The following is a 24,992-nucleotide window of genomic DNA, read 5'->3' as shown; positions in this document are numbered from 1 at the left end:
ACTACGGCCGCGCTTTCACATGACCAATCATCGCGCTACCCAATGTGGTTTTCAGAATTGTGCGGCCGAAGCTCGGTTCCAATCATCTGCAAATTCTTCGGGAATGTCGTCCTTTAACAAGGCACCGTCCTCCAGATAAATATAAAGCTCGGCATAGGTACGCTCATGCTCGTCCGCGGTTCGGCGCAGGATATCACGGGGATGTAACTCGGACGCTTTTTCCTTGCCCATCGCGCCCAAAAGCTCGCGGAAACTTTCCAGTGTGGCATCGTGATAGCGATGAACACGGCGGCGTTTCTGCGGCACGTTCACAGCGCGCCCGCGGATGGGATCTTGTGTAGCCACCCCTGACGGACAACGGTTTGTGTTGCAATGCAATGCCTGGATGCAACCCACCGCAAACATCATCGCGCGCGCCGAGTTGCACATGTCGGCACCAAGCGCCAACTTCTCGACCATGTCATAACCGGTCGCCACTTTTCCGGAACAGATGATCCGGATCTTGTCACGCACTCCGACACCGCGCAAACAGTTGCTGACAAAGATCAAGGCTTCGTTCAGGGGCATACCCAACCGGTTGGTGAATTCCACCGGGGCTGCGCCCGTGCCCCCTTCTGCCCCGTCAATTGTGATGAAATCCGGCAAGATACCCGTTTCAAGCATTGCTTTACAGATCGCCATGAATTCGGACGGCCTGCCGATGCACAGCTTGAACCCGACAGGTTTGCCGCCTGACATTTCTCGCAGGTGCTGGACAAAATGCATCAAACCTGTGGGCCCATCGAAGGCACTGTGGGTGGGCGGAGAAATCACATCCTGATGTTCGGGCACTCCCCGTATCTCGGCAATCTCGGCATCGACTTTGGCAGCAGGCAGAACACCGCCATGGGCGGGCTTTGCACCTTGAGACAGCTTGATCTCAATAGCCTTGACCACGTCCCTTCCTGCCTTTTCGGCAAACTTGTCCTTGTCAAATCCACCAGCAGGGGTCCGGCACCCGAAGTAACCCGTCCCGATTTGCCAGATGATGTCCCCGCCTTCGGCCAGATGATGCGGTGACAGCCCACCCTCTCCGGTGTTATGCGCGAACCCCCCATCCTTGGCTCCTCCGTTCAGCGCGCGGATGGCATTGGCGCTGAGCGCGCCAAAGCTCATGGCAGACACATTAAGGCGTGAGGCGCTGTAGGGTTGCGTACATTGCGGACCCCCCAGCACTATGCGTTCTTCACTTTTGTCTACATGTTTGGGGGCTAGTGAGTGGTTGGCGCGATGATACCCGGTTTCCGTAATGTCGTATTGCGTGCCGAACGCCTGTGTGTCCACCTGCCCCTTGGCCCGAGAATAAACCAGCCCTCGGACAATCCTGTTGAAAGGCCGTCCGCTTTCGTTGGTTTCCACAAAATATTGGCGAATTTCCGGGCTTACAAATTCCAGCATGTACCGGAAATGCCCAAGAACCGGGTAATTGTTCAGGACGTTATGCCTGGTCGTCAGAACATCATAAAGACCGATGATCGCGTACGGCACCAAAATGATCAGAAGCCAAAGCGCAGGCGACCAGAAGAACCCAAGGATCAGAACCACCGGCAGACAGACACAGCTCAGAAAAAAGAAAATTCTGCGTACAATCATGTTCCATACTCCTTGTGTTATTATCGGGCTGATGAGCCATGCTGTCAGAACTCAACGTGAAACAGATTGAAATTTTATTTCAAGTGCCCGCGGAAAAATGTCTGCTGAGGGACGCAAACGTGAAATCATGTTACGAACCTCCCAACTGTTGAACCCGGTGCAACCGGCGGATAAATCACGCTTAACGGACGACAAAGGGCCGATCCTTGGCAAACACACAATCCCACCTCTGGCGTGACCGAAAAAGCGTGATGTTTCTGTCCGTCTTCGCAGGCGGTGCGCTTGGGTCGTTGTTGCGTGAGGCGTTTGCACTAGAGATCCCAGGCCTAAGCTTTCTCACCTCGACTTTTGGCATCAACGTAGTCGCCTGTTTTGTTCTGGGCTCGCTATATTCCGTGCGCCATAAGGTGCACGCGCATGTTCTGCATCTTGGCGCCGTCGGGTTTTGCGGTGGATTGTCGACCTTTTCGTCTTTTGTTGCAGATCTTGAACGAATAGCCGACGGCGGCCTATGGGTAACGTCCCTGGCAATCGGGCTTGAAGTTTCATTTGGCCTTGCTGCCGCGCTGTTTGGTGAAAGACTTGGACGGCATTTTCATTCCGAAAAGACGCCGTCATGAGCGAAGTGTATCTTCATTCCATGTTCGCGTTGGGCGGAGGTCTGGGGGCTGTGATGCGCCATTGGCTGGCGCTGAAGATTCGGCACGACTTGCCACTAGCAACCTTGCTCGTAAATGTGTTGGGTAGCTTGCTGCTGGGGATCTGGGTTGGGTTTTTAGGAGGTCCAGTAGACATTCCAGAGGACCAAAAACGCCTTGTTTTCGGGTTTTGCGGTGGTTTTACAACATTCTCCAGCTTTGCCTACCAATCGCTCGAACTTCACCGCGAGCGCACATTGCTTTTGGCAGCAGGCAATATTCTGATCAGCCTTGCTCTGTGCTGGTTTTCTTTCTGGCTTGGCCTGTTGCTAACGCGTTGAAGCGTAAAAAGCTGGGCAACAAGTTTGAACGCTGACCTGCTTTTCTTTCCGGCCAATGTTGGGTCCCAAGCCACGCCAATAGTTCGACAAATAAAGAGTTTGAAAAGACTTATCTCAGTAAGCTGAACTGCATCGAGTGTTCTGGTGTGTGAGCAATGGCCTGTATCCCTGATCCGGATATGGGCCATTTCTTTCTTGGATCAGACCCCATACCGGGCAAGAAACATGTCCACGGCTTGTGTCGCTACTTCAGCGATTTCTTCATTGCTGAATGAATTCTGAATTCCAAATGCAGCCCGGGTCCAGATCCGTACTTTGCAAAGCTCGGAAAACTGCTCAGCCGCTATTTGGACATTTTCAACTGCTAACTCACCTTTAGCCACGGCTTTTTCAAGGTATTCTGCCATTTGACGCTGGCCGTTTTGCGGCCCCGCTTCGTAAAATGCGCGGCCAAGTTCCGGAAACCGGTCTCGTTCGGCAACACAAATGCGGAAAACCTGCTGCGCGAAATCTGAAACCAGAAACGCCGTCAACTGTGTGGCCGCGATCATCAAAACTTCTCGTGCGGGTTTGGTCTCGTCGATCATCGCGACGACCCGTTCGGCCATAAGACAGCATTCCGTTTGTGCAACTTCCATGAACAAAAGGCGCTTGTCCGGAAAATAGCTGTACAAGGTTGCTTTTGACACTCCAGCCGCGCGGGCAATGTCATCCACGCTTGCGCCCTCGAATCCGTCCGCCATGAAAACCTCTCGGGCCCCGCGCAAAACCTGATCAAACTTTCGGCCTGTGCGCAGGATGGTGGCGGTCTGGGTCATGTCATCTCCTCGATCAATACCTGTCACAGTTTATAAACCGTTCGGTTCAGGTACAAGGATTCTCGTATTCCCTTTAACTCTGACCTCGCCCAATTTGGGGTGTTGAGCTCTTGCGACGGTTCTAAACCGTGCTAGGACTTGGCCCATGGCCGATATCTTTTTGCGTACACTTCCCTTTTTTGCAATCATCGGCCTTGGCTTTTGGGCTGGGCGCACACGGTTCTTTACGGCCGAAGCAACCGCATACCTGACCAAGTTCGTCTTCTTCTTCGCGCTGTCGGCAATGCTTTTTCGATTTGCGGCGACCCTACCCTTTGCAGAGATTTTCAACGCAAGACTGATCTTCGGTTATCTCATTGGAACCGCTGCTGTTTATGGCATAGCAACTTGCGTTGCGTGGATACGCGGCCTGGACGTGCCTACTTCGGCGGTTGAGGCACAATGCGCTGCTATTGGGAACGTTGGCTTTCTTGGCCTGCCGATGCTCGCGCTGCTGTTCACCGAAGCCGCTATTGGTCCGGTCATGCTGGTCCTGACCGTAGATCTGGTGGTATTCTCGTCTCTGATCGTGATCCTGATCAACGGTGGTCGCGACGGAAGGCTGACCCCAGCCACATTCAAACTGATTGGAATGGGTCTGCTCAAGAACCCGATGATTGTCTCGATCTCTGCCGGGCTCGTCTGGTCATCCCTGCAAATCCCGGTTCCCGATCCGCTGAACAACTTTCTGACCATCCTCGGTGGTGCCGCAACCCCCGGAGCGCTTTTTGCAATCGGTGCGTCCCTTGCTGGCAAATCCGCGGAAAGATTTCAGATCGCAGCCTGGTTGAGTTTCTGCAAACTAGTGCTCCACCCGCTTTTCGTAGCAATCGCCCTGATCTGGCTGATCCCGATCGAAACATTCCCGGCAAGCGTTGCAATTGCAGCAGCAGCTCTGCCCGTAGCAGGAAATGTCTATATGCTGGCCGCGCATTACGGCATTGCCCCACAGCGCGCCTCGGCTGCTATTTTACTGTCGACGCTCGTCAGCATTGTCACCATACCACTTGTTATTGCGGCTCTAGGTACCCCCTGACCTTCACCCTTTCAAAAATACTCACTCCAAAGGCACTCGGACTTTACGCCGGGTCCGTGGATCGTTAGCCATGTTGCGACTCTAGAATAAGGACGATGCCTAATGGAAACCCTTTCGGAAAATGCCTGTTTCGGCGGAGTGCAAGGCGTGTATCGCCATGCTTCGTCGACATGCCAATGCGACATGACGTTTGGCCTTTTTCTTCCGGCCGAGGCGAAAGATGGCCCGGTTCCGATCTTGTGGTATCTGTCTGGTCTGACCTGCACCCATGAAAACGCGATGACAAAAGCCGGCGCACAAGCTTGGGCTGCGGAACAAGGCATTGCAGTGGTATTTCCCGACACTTCGCCACGCGGTAAAAGTGTCGCGGATCATGACGACTACGATTTGGGTCAGGGCGCTGGGTTCTACGTGAACGCCACGCAGGAGCCCTGGGCACCGCATTTCCGGATGTGGGACTACATTGCCGACGAATTGCCTACCCTGCTGTTCGAAAGCTTTGCCATCGATAGCGAACGTCAGGCCATTACGGGTCATTCCATGGGCGGGCATGGTGCATTGACGATGGCCATGAACCTTCCAGGACGGTACCGCTCGGTTTCGGCCTTCGCACCCATCGCGAACCCGACGGGCGCTGACTGGGGGCGCAAACAGCTGGGCGCGTATCTGGGGGATGATGAATCCCTTTGGGCCAAACACGATGCTTCCCTGTTGATGAAAGAAACCGGTTTCGACGGCCCCATCCTGATCGATACGGGCACCAATGATCAGTTCATGGACCTGCTGCGCCCAGAAGCGCTTGCCCAAGCCATCGCTGAGCGTCGCCAGCAAGCAACCTTCCGCCTCCAGCCGGGGTATGACCATTCGTATTTCTTCGTATCTACCTTCATGGAAGATCACATCGTTTTCCACGCCGAAGCGCTGTACGGAGACTGAGATATGAGCAAATACGACTATGATCTGGTCATCATCGGGTCCGGGCCTTCGGGGCGTTCTGCGGCCATTCAGGCTGGCAAGCTCAAGCGACGGGTTCTGGTGATTGACCGAAAAGACCGTTTTGGTGGGGTGTCCGTTCACACCGGAACTATCCCATCCAAGACATTGCGCGAAACGGTTCTGAACCTGTCGGGCTGGCGCGAGCGCAGCTTTTATGGCCGTTCCTATCGGGTCAAGGACCAGATCCGCGCCGAAGATCTGAAAGCCCGCCTGCACATGACCCTCGATCACGAGGTCGATGTGTTGGAACATCAGTTCAACCGGAACCACGTCGATACTCTGGACGGTTTAGCCAAGTTCGTCGGGCCACATGAAGTGGAAGTCGCCACCGATGCCGGAGAGACCACACGTGTAACGGCCGCCAAGTTTTTGATTGCGACAGGAACCAAGACCTACCGCCCCGATTATGTTCCGTTTAACGGCAAGACCGTGGTCGATGGCGACGAGTTTCTGGAAATGGCGGAAATCCCGCGTTCACTGGTTGTTATCGGTGCCGGGGTCATTGGGGTCGAATACGCCACGATGTTCTCGGCACTGGACGTTCGGGTGACGCTGATCGAGCCGCGGGATACGTTTCTGGACTTCATCGATAGCCGCTTGATTCATGATTTCACCCATCAGATCCGCGAAAACGGTGTTGATCTGAGGTTGGGATCGGCTGTCGAAAAGATTGAAGATGCGGGCGAGCATGTGGAAGTGACCCTTGAAAACGGGCGCCACGTGCGGGCGGAAATGCTGCTGTTTGCAGCCGGGCGCATGGGCGCAACATCGAAACTCAATCTGGATTCAGTTGGACTGGAAACCGATCACCGCAATCGGATCAAGGTAGACCGCAAGACATATCAGACCGCGGTTCCGCATATCTATGCGACCGGGGATGTGATCGGTCACCCTTCGCTGGCCTCGACTTCATTACAGCAAGGGCGTGTGGCTGCCTGCCATGCGCTCGAGACACCTACACTGCCGGAAAGCCCGTGGTACCCCTATGGCATCTACTCGGTTCCCGAAATTTCCACCTGCGGCATGTCCGAGGAAGAACTTCAGGAGCGTGGCATTCCCTATGAGGTTGGCGTGGCCCGATTCCGCGAAACCTCGCGCGGGCATATCATGGGTCTGGAACACGGTATGCTGAAGATGCTGTTTTCGCTTAAAACCCGCCGTGTCTTGGGCGTGCAGATTGTGGGCGAAGGTGCGACCGAACTGATCCACATCGCTCAGGCGGTGCTGAACCTGAAGGGCACTGTCGATTACTTCGTTCAAAACACGTTCAACTATCCAACTCTGGCCGAGGCTTACAAGATCGCCGGGCTGGATGCTTTCAACCGGATGCCGATCCCGGACGAATTCAAGGTGCGGAAGAAACCTGCTCAACCAGAGAAAAAAGAGGCCAAAAAGGCGTGACAACGCTGTATGTCGATGGCGATGCCTGCCCTGTAAAGGCCGAGGCCGAACGGGTTGCAACACGACACAAGGTGCCTATGGCACTGGTGTCGAATGGCGGTCTTCGACCGTCAGCAAACCCGCTTGTACAGGTCATCGTGGTTTCGGAAGGTGCTGATGAAGCGGACAAATGGATTGCAGAACGCTGCGGCGCAGGGGATGTAGTTGTGACCTCCGATATCCCTCTGGCCGCAAAATGCGTCGAAGCGGGTGCCCGAGTTTTGCGCCCCAACGGCGAGGCCTTTACGGCAGCCAACATTGGCCAGCAATTGGCGATACGTGATTTGATGGCTGACCTGCGGGCCGCCAATCCATTGGGGGCCGGAGGCGGCGGCCGACCGTTCAGCAAAGCAGATCGTTCGAGGTTTCTGGATGCGTTAGAGCGGGAACTTCGCGCAGCGACCCGAGGGTAAGTGCAGTCACCGGCAAGCTAAAATGCCAGACGGTAACCAGAAACCCCCGTTTACAAGCCCGCCGAAAGAACGCAGGCTGCGAAAGACTTCTGATCAGGCTATTCGCAAACGGAGACCGAATTATGAAAGTACAGGGTGCCCATTACCGGTCGATTTGGTGGGACAAATCGGCAGGTGAGGTTCGGATTATCGACCAGCGTTGGCTGCCCCATGACTTTCGGGTGGTTGCCCTGAAAACGCTGGATGAATTTGCGACAGCGATCCGCGACATGTGGGTCAGGGGTGCGCCACTGATTGGTGCAACAGCCGCGTTTGGAATTGCCGAACAGATGTCCCGTGACAGCTCTAACGCTTCGTTCGACGCCGCGTATGACGTATTGCACGCGACCCGCCCAACGGCAATAAACCTGCGATGGGCCTTGGACAGATGCCGCGACTCGCTGATGCCACTTGCCCCAAGTGATCGTGCTGAACGGGCCTGGGCACTCGCACAGGAGGTTGCAGACGAAGATGTTGAGATCAATGCCTCGATAGGTCGCCATGGGCTGCAACTGATCAAAGAAATTGCAGCCCGAAAGCCCGCAGGTGAACCGGTCCGGCTATTGACGCATTGCAACGCCGGTTGGCTGGCGACGGTGGATTGGGGAACGGCGACAAGCCCGATGTATCACGCGCATGACGCGGGCATTCCGCTTCATGTCTGGGTGGATGAGACCCGGCCACGAAATCAGGGGGCGCTGACATCCTGGGAACTTGGCGAACACGGCGTTCCCCATCGTTACATCGTGGACAATGCAGGCGGTCACCTGATGCAACATGGTTTGGTTGACGCCGTCATCACCGGTACAGACCGGACCACGGCACAAGGCGACGTCTGCAATAAAATCGGCACCTACCTGAAAGCCTTGGCGGCGCGGGACAACGGGGTTCCGTTTTATGTCGCCCTGCCCTCGCCCACGATTGACTGGACGGTTCGGGATGGAGTGTCGGAAATCCCGATCGAAGAACGCGATACAAAAGAAGTGACCCATGTCATGGGCGTGGATGGACAGGGGGATATTGCCGATGTTCGCGTCACCCCGAACGGGACGGAAGGTGGCAATCCTGCCTTTGATGTCACACCCAACCGGCTGGTGACGGGGCTTATCACCGAACGCGGCGTCTGTGCCGCCTCGGCCGAAGGCCTTGCCGGATTGTTTCCGGACCGAGTCGGCTAGATTAACACCCCACACGGCATTAACGCTGGCGCGCGCACGTAGATCGAGCGCGAAACGTTACCTCAGGCGGGGACTGCCAGACGGTTCTCTCGGATCGGTAGATGAACGATTGCGCTGAAGGCCCCAATTGCCACACCGATCCACCAGACCAGGGCATAGTCACCATACTGGTCATACATGCGCCCACCCAGCCAGACGCCCAGGAAGCTGCCAACCTGATGGCTGAAGAAGATTATGCCATAGAGTGTTCCCATGTAACGCAAACCATAGAGGTGCGCGACAAGACCCGACGTGAGCGGAACGGTGGCCAACCAAAGCGACCCCATCACCAGCGAGAATGTAATGACGGACAGCGGCGTTATCGGGAAAATGATGAACAACGCCGCAGCAAGCGTTCGACCGGCATAAACCGAGGCCAGCAGATATTTCTTGGGAAAATGATTACCCGCCCAACCTGCCACAAGGGTCCCGGCGATATTGGCCAAACCAATCAGTGAAATCGATACCGCGCCAAGTGCGGACGTGGATGTGATGCCGATGGAATGCAGCACGCTGCCGGCTTGGATCGGTCCGCACATCTCGGTCACGAATGCGGGGAAGTGGGCCGTGATAAATCCAAGTTGGTAACCGCAGCTAAAAAACCCAATAAATATTAAAGCGTAAGAAGGATCTCGGAACGCCTTCCCCAGAATTTCTCCCATGCTTTCTTGCAACTCTGCCTTTGAAGCTGATTGAGGCGCCCGCATGAAAGGCAAGGTCAATACAAGCGCAAGAATCGCAGCGGCAAACACGACGAAGACTTGTTGCCAGGGCAGGAATGACAGCAACCACTCAGCCGTCGGCGCGCCCAGAACCTGCCCAAAGCTGCCCGCGGCGGTAACGATGGCCAGCGACATGGACCGGTTTTCATCAGAGGACGCGCGACCGACCACAGCCAAAACCACGCCGAACCCGGTTCCGGCAATGCCAAACCCCACCAGCCACGCATAGACTTGGTGTTCAAGAGGTGTGACGGACCAGGCTGAAAGCACCATACCGGCAGCGTAGGTCAAAGCGCCAAGGATAATGGCCTTTCGGTCCCCTACTTTCTCAGCGATAGCTGCAAAGATCGGTTGACCGATGCCCCAAGCCAGATTCTGGATTGCAATCGCCAATGAGAAATCCGTGCGCAGCCAGCCAAATTCACTGGCGATCGGAATCTGAAACACGCCGAAAGACGCGCGCACGGCAAAGCTGACCGTGATGATGATGCATCCAACGATCAGGATCGGGTTCAACATGCGGGTGGATTGCGGCATAGAGACCTCGGGTAGCTTGGTCCGACGGACCGTACTGGATTTACGGGTTGCGTCAATTCAACAGATTTGAGGTCACGGATAAGCAAATTTGATACGTCAGGGAAAAGGCTTCTTTTCAACGGGCTGGGTCATGGGTAAGGCTCTGGGTCATGACGGATCTGATTTCGCACTACGAAGCCCGCGTCGAGGATGGAACTCTGACGCGTGACGACGCTCAAGAAGCCGTGTTGCCCCAGTTTGAGCGCATCCGTGCGGCACTGGCCGAGCCGGTTAAACGAGGGTTTTTCCGCAAGGCTCCGCCTTCGCCTAAAGGCCTGTACCTGTGGGGTGGCGTCGGACGTGGTAAATCGATGCTGATGGACATGTTCGTCGACACGCTGGGTGAAATCCCCGCACGGCGCGTTCACTTTCATGCCTTCATGCAGGAAATCCATGCCGGAATGCACAAGGCCCGGAAAGAGAACGTCGAAGATGCTCTGGCACCCGTGGCAAAGGAGGTGGTGAAATCCGTCCGCCTGCTGGCCTTCGACGAGATGCAGATCACTGACATTACGGATGCGATGATCGTCGGCCGTTTGTTTGACCTGCTGCACGAAGGTGGCGTTGTTGTCGTGACCACGTCGAACAGGCATCCGGACGCGCTGTATAAGGATGGGTTGAACCGGCAATTGTTCCTGCCTTTTATTGCCCATATCAAAGACCAGTTGCAAGTATGGGAACTGGTATCGCCCACGGATTACCGTCAGAACAGATTAGAGGGGGCTCCGGTCTATTTTACACCCATCGGACCAGAAGCGCGGCAGAAATTACGGGATGTCTGGAACGATCTTGCAGGCGGACCTGCCGATCCGTTGATATTACAGGTCAAAGGCCGCGCTGTCGAACTGCCCGCATTTCGCAACGGGGTTGCACGGGCTTCGTTTTATGACCTGTGTGGCCGGATGCTGGGACCGGCGGACTATCTGGCTATCGCAGAAGCAATTAAAGTGTTGGTGCTTGAGGATATCCCCCGTTTATCGAGAAATAACTTCAATGAAGCCAAGCGCTTTGTCATCCTGATAGATGCGCTCTACGAGGCAAAAGTTCGGTTGATCTGCTCGGCTGCGGCGGAACCCGAGATGTTGTATGTCGAAGGAGAAGGCACCTTTGAGTTTGAGCGTACTGCATCGCGCCTGCGGGAAATGCAGGACCAGAACTGGGGGAAGTAGGGGCTCTGCCCCCGTCGCGCTGCGCGCGCCTCCCCCGGAGTATTTGCGAAAAGATGAAGCTTAACCGTTTTCGCGCAGGATGTTTCCGGCAAGATAAAGGGAGCCGCAGATCAGGACACGCGCCTGTGGGTCTTGATCCGTGATTGCCTTCAACGCATCCGAAACGCTTGCAGCGACCAAAGAGGGCAAGCCAACTTTGGCGGCGGCGGCGGCGGTTTCATCGGCGCTGAGCGTGGCCGCCTCGCCCGGTATGGTGACGGCAGTCAGACTTGCAACCTGTCTGGACAGTGGCGCGAGATACCCAGTCACGTCTTTCGTGTTGAGCATACCGCAGATTAAATGCGTGGGACGTTGCGGCATTTTCGCCAGCACATCGGCCAGCGCGATACCTGCGGCCGCGTTATGCCCTCCATCCAGCCACAGTTCGACCTGGGGGGCTTGCTCGGTCAGCGGGCCGGTTTTGAGACGTTGCATACGCGCGGGCCAATTGGCATTGGACACGGCAGCCTCGTAGGCAGTGTCACCCATTGAAAGATGACGCAGAACCGCCAAGGCAGCACCGGCATTCTGGAACTGATGTGCACCCAGCAGGTTGGGGAGCGGCAGATCACGCAACCCGGTTTCGTCCTGATAGATCAAGCGCCCGTTTTCTTCATGAACGTGCCAATGCTGGCCATGTACAAGTAGCGGTGCGCCCAACCGGGCGGCTGTGTACTCGATCACCTCCAGTGCCTCGTCTTCCTGCGGGCCGACGATGCATGGCACACCGGGTTTGATAATGCCCGCCTTTTCGGCGGCAATCTTTCCCAGGGTGTCGCCCAGATACTGTTCATGATCGATTGAAACAGGCGTAATGACTGTCACCGCCGGTTCATCAATCACATTTGTTGCATCCAGCCGTCCGCCCAAACCGACCTCGAGCAGAGTGTAATCCGCTTTGCAGCGAGAGAAGGCCAGCAAGGCAGCGCAGGTTGTGATCTCGAAATACGTGATGTTTTCGCCGCCGTTCGCCGCGTAGCACTCATCCAGAACCGCGGTCAGGCCGGGTTCCGAAATCAGTTCGCCCGCCAACCGGATACGTTCGTGAAATCGCGCTAGATGGGGCGAAGTGTAGGCATGAACGGAACGCCCTGCCCCTTCCAAGCCCGCCCGGATCATTGCCTGGGTCGAGCCTTTGCCATTGGTCCCGGCAATATGGATAACCGGTGGCAGCTTGAGCTGCGGATTGTCCAAGGCGGCCAGCAATCGCCAGACGCGATCCAAGGTCAAATCAATGATCTTGGGGTGTAGCGCCATCATCCGGTCGAGGATGGCGTCAGATGTCTTGGTGTTCATTTTTTCCCGGTCTCTTCGGCCTGCGCGACCTTGGCCGTTTCATCCGGTGCCGGTGCTGGCAGGTCACCTTTGATCGCCGGCGGTTGGTTCATCAGCATCCGGGTGATGGTGATCAGTTCGTCACGCATCTCGGTACGTTTGGTGACACGGTCCAGCATCCCGTGATCCAGCAGGTACTCGGCCCGCTGGAAGCCGTCGGGCAGCTTTTCGCGAATCGTCTGCTCGATAACTCGGGGACCGGCAAAGCAGATCAGCGCGTTCGGTTCAGAGATGTGGACATCGCCCAACATCGCATATGACGCCGTCACACCACCGGTGGTGGGATGGGTCAGCACAACGATATAGGGCAGATTTGCTTCTTTCAGCATTTCGACGGCCACGGTTGTGCGCGGCATTTGCATCAGGCTGAGAATGCCTTCCTGCATCCGCGCTCCACCCGCTGCCGAGAACAGGATCAGTGGGCGCTTTAGCTTAACCGCTTCTTGAGCGGCCGCGATGATCGCGTTGCCCACATACATGCCCATTGATCCGCCCATGAAGGAGAAATCCTGCGCTGCTGCAACGATTGGCGTGCGTCCGATTTCGCCTTTGGCAACCAGCATCGCCTCTTTTTCGCCGGTCTTTTTCTGCGCCGCTCGCATACGCTCGGGGTATTTCTTCTGGTCGCGGAAATGCAAGGGATCTTCTTTTGGCGCTGGCACTGCAACCTCAGTGAAAATACCGCCGTCGAACAGGTGATTGAACCGCTCGCGTGGGGTAATCGCCATGTGATGGTCACATTGGGTACAGACGTTCTGATTTTCCGCTAGTTCACGATGAAACAGCATCGTTCCGCACTCGTCACATTTCTGCCAGAGGTTTTCGGGCACTTCGCGGCGAGAGAAGATCGAGTTGATCCGGGGGCGGACGTAGTTTGTGATCCAGTTCATGTCGGAACCTTGGCTTGTGCGGTGTTGACGTCAAATAAGACGCCACGGGAAGAAATGCAATCAACGCCTGATCGCAAGCCGCGCCGCCAGCCAGCATACGAACATCACCGCCAAATCCACCAACAGCCAAGGACGAAGCTGTTCGGCGTCAGATGCATCGAACGGAAGCGAGAAAAGCGCCAGCCCGCTCAGATTATCCGGCAAGGAAACGAACAATAATGCGATGATGTTATTGAAGAAATGCAATGCGATAGCTGGCCCCAATGTACCTGATCGCGCTGTGAGATCGGATGCAAGCATCCCAAATATTAATGCCCACAGCACAAACAGAATTGCATTTTCTCCTGCCAGTTCCGGTGTGTAATGGCCAGCGGCAAACAAAACAGACGGTATCCCCATCCAAATGACGGGCGATTGAAACCTGGCGGCAAGGGCTTGCTGAATGTACCCTCGAAACAGAACTTCTTCGGCGCTGGTCTGAATCAGGACAACCAATACCGAAACCGGAAGCAACAAGAGCCATGTTGAAAATGGCAGATTCTTTGACAGAGCTCCCCCCAAACCGTAGGGCGGTAGCAAGACACCGACAGCGCCCAAGATAAGCAGGGCTTTCAGCACTTTCAGAAATTGGGCCGCAACCAGACCCCGCTGGCCGAAAATTGATCCCAAGGATCGGTGCTGCAGCTGACGCGCGGCCACTGCCACGCCAAGAATGATGAACCCGAAACTGGCCAGCAACAAAAGCAGCGCCAAAGGTGTGCTGCCTTGCAAAAGTTCCTGAGCCCACTTCGCTGAGCCCAACCCCGCAACCACGGTGAAAAACACCAGGTTCAAAACACTGACCAAAACGGCGATCAATGCCAGCCCCAGCAATAGACGCCAGAGTTCGGGTTTGGCGCGGGCTGTTTCGACCAAACGCGCATGAGCTGAATACGCACTAGGCATTCTTACCAATACCTTCCTGCGCCGTTTCATCTGTCACGGGCGGAAACATGTCTTCGGCGTTCTGGGCCACGCTGATTCTGTTCGAAAGCGTCGTCAGATACCCTGCAACTGTCTGCAGCAACTGCAAAGCGACCGAAGCATCGCTTTCAACAACGGCACGCAGCTCTTCCGCGCCAATACGCAAAAAGCTGCTATCTTCCGTCGCGACCAGATCCAGCTGCCTTGGTTCCCCTGTAATGATGGACAGGTCTCCGATAAGCCGACCGGGTTCTATGATCGAGATTGTACGTTTCGTTCCATCCTCGTTGGACCAATCCAGTTTGGCCTGTCCTGAAATGCACAAATAGGCCGCATCCGGCGCCTGACCGCGGGAAAAGATGACTTGCCCGGCGCTGGCTTCGTACCATTGCGCCGAAAACGCCAGCAGCCTCTGGTTTCTGCCATCCAGGCCTGAAAACAACTGCGTTGCTGACAGGATCTCGAGTTTCCGGCTCAGATCGTCCGACGTGCTGTCCTCATGCGCTGGTCTGCTTCGCGAGACGCCGTCGATCCGTCCATCCTTGATTTCCACAAACAAGTCATAGGCTTCGGGATGTGCAAAATGATCCTCCATGAATATCATGATGGAATCGGGCAGCAGTTCCCGCAGTTTCAGGCGCGTGCGCAACCGGCTTTCCGAGTCGTGGCTGGCTAGTGCCTTGTCCAGGATCAGGATGTCGGGGCGTTTGATGCCTGCGCGCGAAAAAGCGGCACGCTCCTGAAACACGGTTGGAAGGTTGTTGCCGCCCAGCCCGGACGGAAGGTCATAAATAATGGCCGCTGCCCGACGGCGCAGACCGGCTTCGTTCATGGCCTCTGCAACGATGTCTTCGATATCTTCGGCATGGGCACCCGCCATCAACGATATCCGGCCATAGATCGCGTTCTCCATCACGGTCAAGCGCGGCACATAGATGTCAGGCGCTACAGACATGAACAAACCGTCCATGGCACCACGCAACCGTTCAGCCTGGGTCTTGCGGATAGCAAGAATTTTTTCCTTGTATTCCTCTGGGAAATCCGGGCCGATCTGTTCCGCGGTCAGAAGGAAAGGCACTGTCAGTAGCAAGGCGCGCTCCTGATCGCTCAGCGCGGCATTCCCTTTGGCTTTGCGCCGGTCCTGGATGTCGAGCAGCCGATGATACATGTCCTTTGACATGCCAAGTCGCAGAAACAAAGGATGGTCAGCCCCGTCTCGCCCAAATGTCTTGCCAAGAGTATCCATGACAGCATTCGATATGCTGATCGCGTCATCTGCCAGATCATGGGTGCTGAGCAATTGCACGAACCGCGCGTCTCCGGCCAGAATGTCTGGAGATATGTCTCGCGACGGTGCCGCGAACAACAGGTTGCCCCCAAGCGGGACGGCCGGGTTAAACTGGTTTGGATCGAACCTATAGACATAACGATCCAATCCTTTTTCTTTCAGCCGTTCTGCGATGGTTTCTCTCAGCCTGACTATTTCCTGTGCCAGTACAGGGTGTATTTCTGGATCAAACTGGGAGCGCAGAGTGCGCCGGAACATGAACTCGTCAATCCCCATGGCTTCCACCAGCTGGAACCACCAGTCACGTATTCCATCAATATCGTCCAGACCGGCAAGCCCCGGATCGATCCACTCATCTTCCAGCGAATCCGGTGGGTTACCCGCCCGAACAGACTCGATCTGACGACGGGACGGGGTTCTTATGGCATCTGCCTCGTGCTGCGGATGGGTGCGCAACGGCATCATGAGGTTATCGCCCAAAGTCCCATCAAACAGATAGGGGCGTGAATAGGCATACCCGATCCGGGCCGCGATAACTGATTGGTGCAATTCGTCCAGCTTGTGGCCAGCTATGACCACATCCCCCTGAACAGGCAGAACCTCGCGGGTCAGCAACTGGCCCAACGCACTACGTTCCGACGCATGGGTGGATTGAATTGCCACACGCGCGCCCCGCGGGATGGTCAGATCAATGTCTTCCAGAATGGTTTTGCCATCGCCATCGCGAACGGTCACATTGCGCAATTCGATATCACCGGTCAGATGTGGGATGGTTTCCGGCTCGCCGATGAACAGCTCTTCGGGGATCATGTTGTCCGGGGCAAATCTTTCGGTGACCACCTCCCACCGCAGGGACATGTCCTGTACCTGGTTGTAGTAGGTCAGAAGGTCTTTCCAGGGCCCGCTTAGGTCTTTGTACGCGCCCAACGCGGCAACCAGTGCACCTACTGTCACCTCGCCCGTGATCGCCAGGTATCCGCCCACCGAATAAAACAGGAATGGCGTCATCTGAGTGATCAAATTGTTCAGGAACTTCATAAAGAATTTCTTGTTGTAGATCTTGAACCGGATCTCGAACAAGGTCCCCAGCCTGTGACTGAACTGCGCCAGACGATACCGCCAACCGCCATTCGTGCGCAGGTCACTGATGCCCGCCGCACTTTCCCCGATTTCCGAGCTCAGACGCCGAACCTCCTGAATACGATCCTTGTTCAGCAAGTTGATCTGACGTTGTAGCTTGGGAATTAACCAGGCCTGAAGCGGGATCAGCGCGATGCTTGCCAGACCGAACCAGATGCTTTGCATGAACAGAAAGGTGACGATTGTCATCATCTGACCAAACTGAAACACCGGTTGCGCGATCGCATCCCCCATAAGGCCGCCCATCGGCTCGGCCTCGGATGTGATCATCGAGACCAGCTCTCCTTGGCTGGTGGTAGCAAAATAGGATCTCGGGAACCGCATCGTGCGTTGAATCAGGGTATAGCGAAGACGGCGCAGCATGCGTTCGGACAAGATGCCTTTCATCGTATTGATGCGCATCTTCATCAACCCGCTGGCAATTACAGTAGCCAGAAATGCAAAGCATAATATCATCAGGTACTGAACCTGAGACACTGTGATGCCCCAGATTGTCACCGTATCGCCTGGCGCACCGATGGCATCGTTGATTATTTGTTTAGGCAGCTCCAGCGACGCATACAGAAACGGGAAAGACAGGACCGTTAACAGCAGCAGGACAAGTTGCTGTTTTTTTGAATGCTTCCAAATAAAAGAAAATAATGTGGGCTCCATAGCCTGGCCTTATCGATAGCTGAACTGATGTTTGGCTGTTCAGGGGTAACCCATTTTTAGGAAACAGACGGTAAGCATTGACCCGACGTATTGCAAGAATTGACGGGGTCAGGCTCCTAATCCGGCACCTATCTTTTTTACGCTTAGCCACCAACCGGAAAACGTAGCGCTCAAGTAGTGTTTTTGTGATTGCGGGTTTATTCCTACTCATTTCTTTGACTAAAGAAGGACATTATCGGACGAAGAGACCATGCGCAGGATTCTGGATCGCTATATTCATCGCCGGACGCTCGGCCGCTGGCGCCGGGCCGTGCAGCAGGCGCCAGATTCAGCGCAGGCCGAGTTGCGGATGAAACGCGATCAGGCGCGCAGTCTGCGTGGACAACTGGATCGCCTGATCCAACTGGCGGATGCGCGCTTGCTCCGCCCGAAAATAGGATCAACTCAGTTTCACCGGCCTGTCGGCACCGACTGGAGCTGGCGACCCGACCTGTGGCGCGCGCCGTTGTTGCAATCCGGCATGGCCTCTGTTCCCCGTAAAACGGTAATGGACGATCAGGTCAGCTTATTTCACGACTGCCCGTTGACCGAAATCGCTGTGCGGCAAATCCGCAACCGGGGGGCAAGTGATCTGGCCCCGTTCAGTCTGGAGGTCGAGGTCTTTGGCTTCGAGGGGTCGTTCCTGTCGGTATCAATCGATTTGCCGCGTGAGGTCGCCCGCGACTTGACACGCGAGCATCTGATCCGGTTGGAAACTCTGATTGACTGCGAGAAACCGTCTGGCGCGTTTGCACGTCTCAATGTTCAGCACGGGCCCAACATGGAGCAGGTTTTGCGGCAGCTAGACCCTTCTGAAACCGTGAACGCAGTTGATTTCGACCTGGCTCACCTGCCCCTGAATGAACGTCGGATCGAAAAGATCTGGCTGGATCTTATTTTTGAGAAACCGCAGATGAACCGTATGAGTGTGCGAGACCTTACGTTTTGCCGCTTCCATCGCGCGGACTTGTGAGACGATCAAAGATGACACAACCATCCCTGACTTTCATTCAGTTCGAAAACGGTATTTGGCACGGCCATGTTGAGGCCGAACGGCAACCAGAGTTGGAGGTTCGATATCTGGGCAAAGCTCTGGAGAGTGTTGAGCTTTCACCTACAGACAACGGATGGAATCTGTATGTGCAGGTACCCGTCACAGCCCTGTCCGAAGGCGTGCACAGCTTCGTCATAGTCGACGCAGGCAGTGTCGATAAAATTGGGAGTTTCTCCATAATAGCAGGAGAGCCCGCCGCCGATGATCTCAGGGCGGAAGTGGACCTTTTGCGCGCGGAGCTGGATATGCTGAAACGCGCGTTCCGACGGGTAAGCCGCGGAGACGGCTGAAACGCTTGCGAAATCGGATCATCCATTCGGTTATGCGCACTCTGCGCGGCGCCTTCGGATTGCGCTGCTGGATGATGAAATGAAATCTCGCGAGACAGAAAGAAAAGGACCGCGTTGTACGCGACCCATTGGTTTGGTTATTGGGACGGCCCGTGCGGGGTGAACGCTGACAAGCCTTTGAGGATGTCTATGGCATATGCCAGTTGATAATCCTCTTTCCTCAGCTCAGCGGTTGCTTCGGCCCTTGCACGATCTTCCTCGATCTGGCGGATTTCATCCTCGCTCAGGCTGTCATTGTTCAGACTGCCGCGCAGGTCAGCTTCGGACCGGGTACGCCCGTTGCTCTCTTCTTCTTCTTCTGCAGGTGCAGGGCGAGGCTGTTCAACAATGATGTCCGGGCTGACGCCAAGGGCCTGGATTGATCGTCCTGATGGCGTGTAATAGCGCGATGTGGTCAGGCGCATAGCGCCGTCGCCGCGCAGCGGCATGACCGTCTGCACGGATCCTTTGCCAAAGCTCTTGGTGCCCACAACGATAGCGCGGCGATGATCCTGCAATGCACCGGCCACAATCTCGGATGCCGAGGCCGAGCCGCCATTGATCAGCACCACAATTGGCTTGCCTTCAGCCAGATCCCCGGGGGTGGCGTTGAACCGCTCACCCTCATTCGGGTCGCGGCCGCGCGTGGAAACAATTTCGCCTTCGTTCAGGAACGCGTCCGAGACTTTGATCGCCTGAGTCAAAAGGCCGCCTGGGTTGTTGCGCAGGTCCAGAACAAAACCGTTCACCTTGTCGATGCCACCCGCTTCGGCAATCTGTTCCTGCAATCCTTCCTGCAGGTTCGGGAAGGTCTGGTCGTTGAACGTGGTTACACGCAGCACGACACTGGTGCCTTCGGTCCGTGCGCGCACAGCGGTCAACTTGATTGTATCACGGATAATAGTGACATCGAACGGATCAGGCTCACCCTCGCGTACGACGGTGATGATAATTTCGGATCCGACCGGGCCGCGCATCAGGTCAACCGCTTTGTCCAGCGTCAGGCCCAGAATACTTTCACCGTCCACATGGGTAATGAAATCCCCGGCTTCGATTCCGGCTGCGTCGGCGGGGGTATCGTCAATAGGTGAGACGACTTTGACAAAGCCTTCTTCCTGCGTAACTTCGATACCCAACCCACCAAACTCACCCCGGGTCTGCACGCGCATCTGTTCAGCGTCGTCAGGAGAAAGATAACTCGAATGCGGATCAAGCGAAGTCAACATGCCATCAATGGCCGCCTCGATCAGTTCTTCGGGCTCAACCTCTTCGACATACTGGGCGCGGATACGTTCGAAAATGTCGCCGAACAAATCCAGCTGTTCATAGACGCTTGCCTTGTTCTCGGCCTCCTGCGCCAGCAGGGGTCCTGCAATCTGAGTTGTTGCAAGAATACCTGCCACAGTTCCAGCCAGACCGGCCACCACAAATTTCTTCATACGCGTTTATCCATCCTTGTCGGTCCGAAACCACGATTCCGGGTCCACGGGGCGATTGTCTTCTCTTACCTCTATATAGAGCGTTTCTGAGCGGTCAGTTCCAGTGCCATCACTGCTTGTTGACAAAATTGCGCCGATTTCCGGCATTTCACCGGGCATCAGACCAACTGGTGTGCCCTCTGGGATCACCTGACCGGTCTGGCCATAGACCTCCTGCAAACCGGAAAATACGAACAAAAGACCCGATTGAGGTTCAAGTATTATCAGGTTCCCCAGGTCCAGCAGCGGCCCGCGATAGCGAATTGTCGCAGAGGTTGGCGATGTGACCAAGGCGCGCGGACGTGTCCCCATGATCAGGCCGGGGCGCATGACACCAGCGGCGTCCGTTTCACCGGCCTTGTGCAGCAAGATGCCCTGTACCGGCATTGATATCCGGCCTTTCCTGTCCAAGACGCTGGCATTGCTGTCGAGGATCTCTCCCTCCGAGATCTCGGACAGACCACTGGCAAAACCATCCAGTGTTTCGGTCGATGAGATCAGAATGGCCGTACGTACCGGGTCTTCCACGAAACGGCGGGGCAGATCCGTGCGGTCGGCGATTGCCTCGCTCAGACGGGTGCGGGCCGCCTGAACACCCATCAGACCCTCTGTCAAAGTTTCCGAGGCCTTTTGCTGCAAGACACGCAATGTCTGCACTTCATTCAGGTCCTGCGCCAGTTCCTGCGCGCTGGCGTTCAGGCCGGGGGTGACCTCGGACAGCATAATACCGGCGCGGGCAGCCCCCAACGGGCCGGCGGGATGTAACATCAAAACGGGTGGTTCGGTCGTTTCAATGGTTTGCAGAACACCGAGCAATCGCCGGATTTCTTTTTCGCGCGTCCGCAACTCGGCACTCAGTTGCGCCTCACGGGTAGCCGCTTGGCGCAATCCCACCCGCATCGCACCCAACCCGGCCTCATAGGCATGGATCGTCTCCGTAAGAGCATTGACCCGATCCCGGGCGCCTTCGGCCTCGGACAACGCCATGGACGCCTGTTCGAGCATCTGCGCTGCATCCAAAGCAGCCTTGGAAGCGTCTGGCTGGGCCAGCGCCGGCAAGGCCAAAAACAGACACACTGCCAGAGCAGCCGGTTTCATGACAGCAGGCTTTCCCCGGTCATTTCCGGGGGTTTAGGCAAACCCATCAGTTCAAGCAGGGTCGGGGCGAGATCGGACAAACGTCCTTGGCGCAATTTCGCACCTCCTGGCCCGCCAACCAGCGCTACGGGAACAGGATTGAGCGTATGGGCCGTATGCGGGCCGCCGGTCACAGGATCGACCATGACTTCGCAATTACCATGATCGGCCGTGATAATCATCGCCCCCTTGACCTTTTCAAGAGCCGCAATGACTTGCGCCAACCCCTGATCGACAGCTTCACATGCTTTGATTGCGGCATTCAGATCACCTGTATGACCAACCATATCGGGGTTGGCATAATTTGTAACAATCAGGTCATACCCGCCTTCGATGGCTTCGATAAACTTCGCCGTAACCTCTGCGGATGACATTTCGGGCTGTAGATCGTAGGTCGCCACTTTCGGCGAGCTCGGCATAAAGCGGTCCTCACCTAGTTCGGGCGTCTCCTTACCGCCATTCAAAAAGAACGTAACATGCGGGTACTTCTCGGTTTCCGCCAGTCGAAACTGACGGAGCCCTTGCTTGGCGACCCATTCGCCCAGCGTATTTACAATCGCGCGCTTTGGAAAAACCGTGGTCATGTAAGCATTATGCCCGTCAGAGTACTCGACCATGCCCAGCAGTGCTGAAAGCTTCGGGCGCGGTCCTGTCGCGAACTCGGAAAATCCGGGCTCTCCGATAGCACGCAGGATTTCACGTGCACGGTCAGCGCGGAAGTTCAGGCAAAAGAAACCGTCGCCATCGTGAATACCGTCATATCCCGTCAATACGGTTGGTGTGACAAACTCGTCAGATTCGGACTGGTTATAGGCGTGATCAACCGCGCCATGGGCGCTGCTGGCTGTTCGGCCCTGCCCGTTGACCATTGCACCATATGCTTCACTGACACGCCCCCAGCGATTGTCGCGATCCATGGCAAAGTACCGCCCGCTCACGGTGACGATGCGTACGTTTTCGGGCAGGCGTTCTTCCAGCTCAGCGATGTAAGTCAGAGCAGACCTTGGCGCGACATCACGCCCGTCCGTCACTGCGTGCAGTGCAACCGGGACACCGGCATCCGTTATGGCAGTGGCTGCGGCAAGGATATGGTTCAGATGACCATGCACCCCACCATCCGAGATCAACCCCATCAGATGTGCAGTACCGCCAACGGACTTAACACTGGCGATGAAAGCTTGCAGAGCTTCGTTTTCAAAGAATGTCCCGTCTTCAATGGAAAGGTCGATCTGGCCCAGGTCCATGGCGACCACACGCCCTGCCCCGATATTGGTGTGCCCGACCTCTGAGTTGCCCATCTGCCCGCTAGGCAGACCCACATCGGGGCCGTGGGTGATCAGGGTTGAATGCGGGCACTCAGACATGATCGCGTCAAACGTCGGCGTGTTTGCCAGATAGGGTGCGTTGGCTTTTGTGTCCTCGGACAGGCCCCAACCATCAAGAATACACAGGACTACAGGTTTGGGGGTGGCCATTGATGTACTCCATTTGCTGCTCTTGGGTCACCTTCTATCCTTTGGACTTCGACGGGTGAACCGCCTTTTGCAATGATGTACAATTATAACCAACACAGAGGTGTTAGTCCTTCAGATAGCTTTGGAAAGGGCGCGCCTTGCGATTGCGGTATTTGACTGTCAGATCCAGTGGTGCATCGTTTTCATCATAAACGCCCAGAACAACACCCCTGCCCCGGCTTTTGGTGCGCATTTCAATCAATTGCTGCTCGGACCGGGTCGTGCGCTGTGACGCCCGCCGCGTCCAGGCGAACAGGTGCTCGTACATTTCGGCGATTACACCGGCATGTTCGGCGCTGTCACCCAGATCGTTCAACTCATCGGGGTCGTTTTCCAGATCGAACAGGATTGGCCGGTACCCACCTTCACAATGGATCAGTTTCCATTTCTTACTTGCGACCATGAACATCACCGCATCGCGGACCGACATGTCCAAAACATTTGCGATTGGCGAAGCCGAGTAGTCATATTCGCAGATCACCACATCGCGTGGCAACGCGTCCACCTCCCCATAAAGGATGGGCAGCAGTGAGTGACCTTCCAGAATATGCGTCGCCACTTCCCCACCAGCCGCGTCAACAAAGGTCGGTGCAAGGTCGATGGATTCTACAAGCGCATCGCTGACAGTGCCACGTATCGCATCCGCCTCGGGCGACGGGTCATAAATGATCAACGGCACTCTGGTTGAGGCATCGTGGAAAAAGGTCTTTTCCCCCATCCAGTGATCGCCCAGAAAATCACCGTGGTCTGATGTCAACACGATCATCGTGTTTTCCATCCGCCCGGTTCTCTCCATCCAGTCCAACAGGCGGCCCATCTGATCATCGGCTTGCTTGATCAGCCCCATATAGGCCGGGATAACCGCCTCACGCACATCCTGCCGCGAGAAGGTCTGGCCGATCTTTGTGTCCATGAAGGCTTTGAGCACGGGATGCGCATTCTGACGTTCCGCCTCGGATCGCACCACAGGCAACACATGTTCCGGCCCATACATCGAGGCGTATGGGTCCGGTACGATGTACGGCCAATGCGGCTTGATAAAGCTCAGATGACAGCACCACGGGCCATCATGCGTTTCCATGAACTCGATCCCGCGACCGGTCAGATAGGGTGTTTCACTGTCTTCCTCGGCAATATTCGCGGCTTCGGGTGAATTCTTCAGAAACCAGCCAGACAAAACGTTGCCATCCGCATCCAACCCGGAATTGGCAAAGTCATGCCAGGGATTGTCACTCTCATACCCCTTGGCTTTCAGGAACTTGTTGTATTCCTTTGCCCCGTCGGGGTCGTAAAACCCATCCGGACCTTCGGGCAGCATACCGTCGTCCCGTTCGTACACGTCAAATCCGCATTCGGCGACGCGGGCCCCGATTAGGCTGTCGGGCTCCAAACCCAACCTCGCCATCCCTTCGGCGTCTGCACGCATATGGGTTTTGCCGACCAGCCAGCAATCCATCCCCGCCTTACGCAGGTGATCGCCCATCGTAATCTCGCCGACTTTCAAGGGAATTCCGTTCCACGACGCGCCGTGAGAATGCACATAGCGCCCTGTGTAGGTGGACATGCGGGAGCTGCCGCAGATCGGCGATTGGATATAGGCGCGGTTGAAGCGCACGCCTTTGGCAGCCAGACGATCGATATTTGGCGTATGCAGATGAGGATGACCGTAACAGCTCAGGTAATCCCAGCGCAGCTGGTCGAACATGATGAACAGGATGTTTTTTGCCTTAGCCAAGTTGACGCCCTTCCCCAAAAGTCACGAGGGCCTAGTTAGCCCCTTCTATCCGCACAACGAAGCAAAACCTGCGTCAGGCCTGACGGTCCATTTGTTCCAGCATCTTCTTGGCGCGTTTACATTGCAGCTTGTCGCGCAGTGGGCTGTCGGGGTCGATGTCTTTTTGGCAGACAACGCATTTGTCAGCGCCCGAGATCGCGTTTAGACCACCGCAGCTGCCTTTGATGGTCTTTCCCATCAGCATGACACCCAATGACATGCCCACCATGACGAGAGCGAGAAGAATGAAGGCCAGAATAAAGGTACTCATCTCAGCTCCAA

Annotated in this window: 22 protein-coding genes; 10 read left to right on the top strand and 12 right to left on the bottom strand. The window is 55.8% G+C overall.

The genetic code is table 11. From position 1 onward, the window contains the following. Window positions 1–51 precede the first annotated feature (51 nt). Window positions 52–1,632 carry an FMN-binding glutamate synthase family protein gene (locus ACR0M9_RS11825; RefSeq protein WP_480773675.1) on the bottom strand — a complete coding sequence of 527 codons (1,581 nt, stop codon included), beginning with the start codon at window positions 1,630–1,632 and terminating at the stop codon, window positions 52–54. 251 nt (window positions 1,633–1,883) lie between these two features. On the opposite strand from ACR0M9_RS11825, the gene ACR0M9_RS11820 reads away from it, so the two are divergent. Further along, window positions 1,884–2,252, top strand: a complete 369-nt coding sequence (locus ACR0M9_RS11820) for a fluoride efflux transporter FluC (RefSeq protein WP_480483709.1) — start codon at window positions 1,884–1,886, stop codon at window positions 2,250–2,252. After that, the gene (crcB, locus tag ACR0M9_RS11815; protein WP_480773674.1) at window positions 2,249–2,611 is read left to right on the top strand and encodes a fluoride efflux transporter CrcB; all 363 of its coding nucleotides are present in this window, start codon (window positions 2,249–2,251) and stop codon (window positions 2,609–2,611) included. The genes ACR0M9_RS11820 and crcB overlap by 4 nt, the downstream gene beginning before the upstream one ends. A gap of 200 nt (window positions 2,612–2,811) precedes the next feature. Here the strand turns inward: crcB and ACR0M9_RS11810 are convergent, their stop codons facing one another. After that, a complete protein-coding gene (locus tag ACR0M9_RS11810; protein ID WP_480773673.1) occupies window positions 2,812–3,429 on the bottom strand; it encodes a TetR/AcrR family transcriptional regulator in 618 nt (205 codons plus the stop codon). A gap of 145 nt (window positions 3,430–3,574) precedes the next feature. Between ACR0M9_RS11810 and ACR0M9_RS11805 the strand changes: the two genes are divergently transcribed. From ACR0M9_RS11805 to mtnA, 5 genes are all read left to right on the top strand, one after another. Continuing rightward, the gene (locus ACR0M9_RS11805; RefSeq protein ID WP_480773672.1) at window positions 3,575–4,504 is read left to right on the top strand and encodes an AEC family transporter; all 930 of its coding nucleotides are present in this window, start codon (window positions 3,575–3,577) and stop codon (window positions 4,502–4,504) included. 102 nt (window positions 4,505–4,606) lie between these two features. After that, the gene (gene fghA, locus ACR0M9_RS11800) at window positions 4,607–5,440 is read left to right on the top strand and encodes an S-formylglutathione hydrolase (protein ID WP_480773671.1); all 834 of its coding nucleotides are present in this window, start codon (window positions 4,607–4,609) and stop codon (window positions 5,438–5,440) included. 3 nt (window positions 5,441–5,443) lie between these two features. Then, window positions 5,444–6,901 carry a Si-specific NAD(P)(+) transhydrogenase gene (gene sthA / locus ACR0M9_RS11795; RefSeq protein ID WP_480483704.1) on the top strand — a complete coding sequence of 486 codons (1,458 nt, stop codon included), beginning with the start codon at window positions 5,444–5,446 and terminating at the stop codon, window positions 6,899–6,901. Continuing rightward, window positions 6,898–7,353, top strand: coding sequence for a YaiI/YqxD family protein (locus ACR0M9_RS11790; protein ID WP_480483703.1), 456 nt, complete (start codon window positions 6,898–6,900; stop codon window positions 7,351–7,353). The genes sthA and ACR0M9_RS11790 overlap by 4 nt, the downstream gene beginning before the upstream one ends. 122 nt (window positions 7,354–7,475) lie before the next feature. Next, window positions 7,476–8,570 carry an S-methyl-5-thioribose-1-phosphate isomerase gene (mtnA, locus tag ACR0M9_RS11785; protein WP_480773670.1) on the top strand — a complete coding sequence of 365 codons (1,095 nt, stop codon included), beginning with the start codon at window positions 7,476–7,478 and terminating at the stop codon, window positions 8,568–8,570. Window positions 8,571–8,632: 62 nt separating this feature from the next. On the opposite strand, the gene ACR0M9_RS11780 is transcribed toward mtnA, so the two are convergent. After that, window positions 8,633–9,868 (bottom strand): MFS transporter, encoded by a 1,236-nt coding sequence (locus ACR0M9_RS11780; RefSeq protein WP_480773669.1) that lies wholly within the window; start codon window positions 9,866–9,868, stop codon window positions 8,633–8,635. Between the two features lie 149 nt (window positions 9,869–10,017). Between ACR0M9_RS11780 and zapE the strand changes: the two genes are divergently transcribed. Then, a complete protein-coding gene (zapE, locus tag ACR0M9_RS11775) occupies window positions 10,018–11,076 on the top strand; it encodes a cell division protein ZapE (RefSeq protein WP_480773668.1) in 1,059 nt (352 codons plus the stop codon). 60 nt (window positions 11,077–11,136) lie between these two features. On the opposite strand, the gene ACR0M9_RS11770 is transcribed toward zapE, so the two are convergent. The 4 genes from ACR0M9_RS11770 to ACR0M9_RS11755 are packed head-to-tail and all read right to left on the bottom strand — an operon-like array spanning window position 11,137 to window position 17,385. Next, entirely contained in the window at window positions 11,137–12,411 is a 1,275-nt protein-coding gene (locus ACR0M9_RS11770; protein WP_480773667.1) for a bifunctional folylpolyglutamate synthase/dihydrofolate synthase, read from the bottom strand. Next, window positions 12,408–13,340: an acetyl-CoA carboxylase, carboxyltransferase subunit beta gene (gene accD / locus ACR0M9_RS11765; protein WP_480559863.1), complete on the bottom strand. Its 933-nt coding sequence runs from the start codon at window positions 13,338–13,340 to the stop codon at window positions 12,408–12,410. Before accD ends, ACR0M9_RS11770 begins: the two co-directional genes overlap by 4 nt. A gap of 60 nt (window positions 13,341–13,400) precedes the next feature. Then, window positions 13,401–14,285, bottom strand: coding sequence for a CPBP family intramembrane glutamic endopeptidase (locus ACR0M9_RS11760; RefSeq protein WP_480773666.1), 885 nt, complete (start codon window positions 14,283–14,285; stop codon window positions 13,401–13,403). Next, on the bottom strand, window positions 14,278–17,385 hold the full coding sequence (locus tag ACR0M9_RS11755) for an ABC transporter transmembrane domain-containing protein (protein ID WP_480773665.1): 3,108 nt from the start codon (window positions 17,383–17,385) through the stop codon (window positions 14,278–14,280). Before ACR0M9_RS11755 ends, ACR0M9_RS11760 begins: the two co-directional genes overlap by 8 nt. Window positions 17,386–17,635: 250 nt before the next feature. On the opposite strand from ACR0M9_RS11755, the gene ACR0M9_RS11750 reads away from it, so the two are divergent. Beyond that, on the top strand, window positions 17,636–18,397 hold the full coding sequence (locus ACR0M9_RS11750) for a DUF6478 family protein (RefSeq protein WP_480773664.1): 762 nt from the start codon (window positions 17,636–17,638) through the stop codon (window positions 18,395–18,397). 11 nt (window positions 18,398–18,408) lie between these two features. Next, on the top strand, window positions 18,409–18,768 hold the full coding sequence (locus ACR0M9_RS11745; RefSeq protein ID WP_480773663.1) for a hypothetical protein: 360 nt from the start codon (window positions 18,409–18,411) through the stop codon (window positions 18,766–18,768). 137 nt (window positions 18,769–18,905) lie between these two features. Here ACR0M9_RS11745 and ACR0M9_RS11740 read toward each other — a convergent pair whose 3' ends face one another. The 5 genes from ACR0M9_RS11740 to nqrM all read right to left on the bottom strand — a co-directional run bounded on the left by ACR0M9_RS11740 (window position 18,906) and on the right by nqrM (window position 24,981). Then, the gene (locus tag ACR0M9_RS11740; RefSeq protein WP_209507125.1) at window positions 18,906–20,246 is read right to left on the bottom strand and encodes a S41 family peptidase; all 1,341 of its coding nucleotides are present in this window, start codon (window positions 20,244–20,246) and stop codon (window positions 18,906–18,908) included. 6 nt (window positions 20,247–20,252) lie between these two features. Then, window positions 20,253–21,383, bottom strand: coding sequence for a murein hydrolase activator EnvC family protein (locus ACR0M9_RS11735; RefSeq protein WP_480773662.1), 1,131 nt, complete (start codon window positions 21,381–21,383; stop codon window positions 20,253–20,255). Next, complete coding sequence (gene gpmI, locus ACR0M9_RS11730; RefSeq protein ID WP_480773661.1) at window positions 21,380–22,897, bottom strand: 2,3-bisphosphoglycerate-independent phosphoglycerate mutase; 1,518 nt, start codon at window positions 22,895–22,897, stop codon at window positions 21,380–21,382. The genes ACR0M9_RS11735 and gpmI overlap by 4 nt, the downstream gene beginning before the upstream one ends. Window positions 22,898–23,000: 103 nt before the next feature. After that, entirely contained in the window at window positions 23,001–24,671 is a 1,671-nt protein-coding gene (locus ACR0M9_RS11725) for a sulfatase-like hydrolase/transferase (protein WP_480773660.1), read from the bottom strand. Window positions 24,672–24,744: 73 nt separating this feature from the next. Continuing rightward, window positions 24,745–24,981: a (Na+)-NQR maturation NqrM gene (gene nqrM, locus ACR0M9_RS11720; protein WP_267366293.1), complete on the bottom strand. Its 237-nt coding sequence runs from the start codon at window positions 24,979–24,981 to the stop codon at window positions 24,745–24,747. Between the last annotated feature and the right edge of the window lie 11 nt (window positions 24,982–24,992).

The organism is Ruegeria sp. CH2 (genome assembly GCF_056537065.1).
Note: the sequence above shows the minus strand (reverse complement) of the source record. Positions and strands in the feature narration are given on the sequence as shown.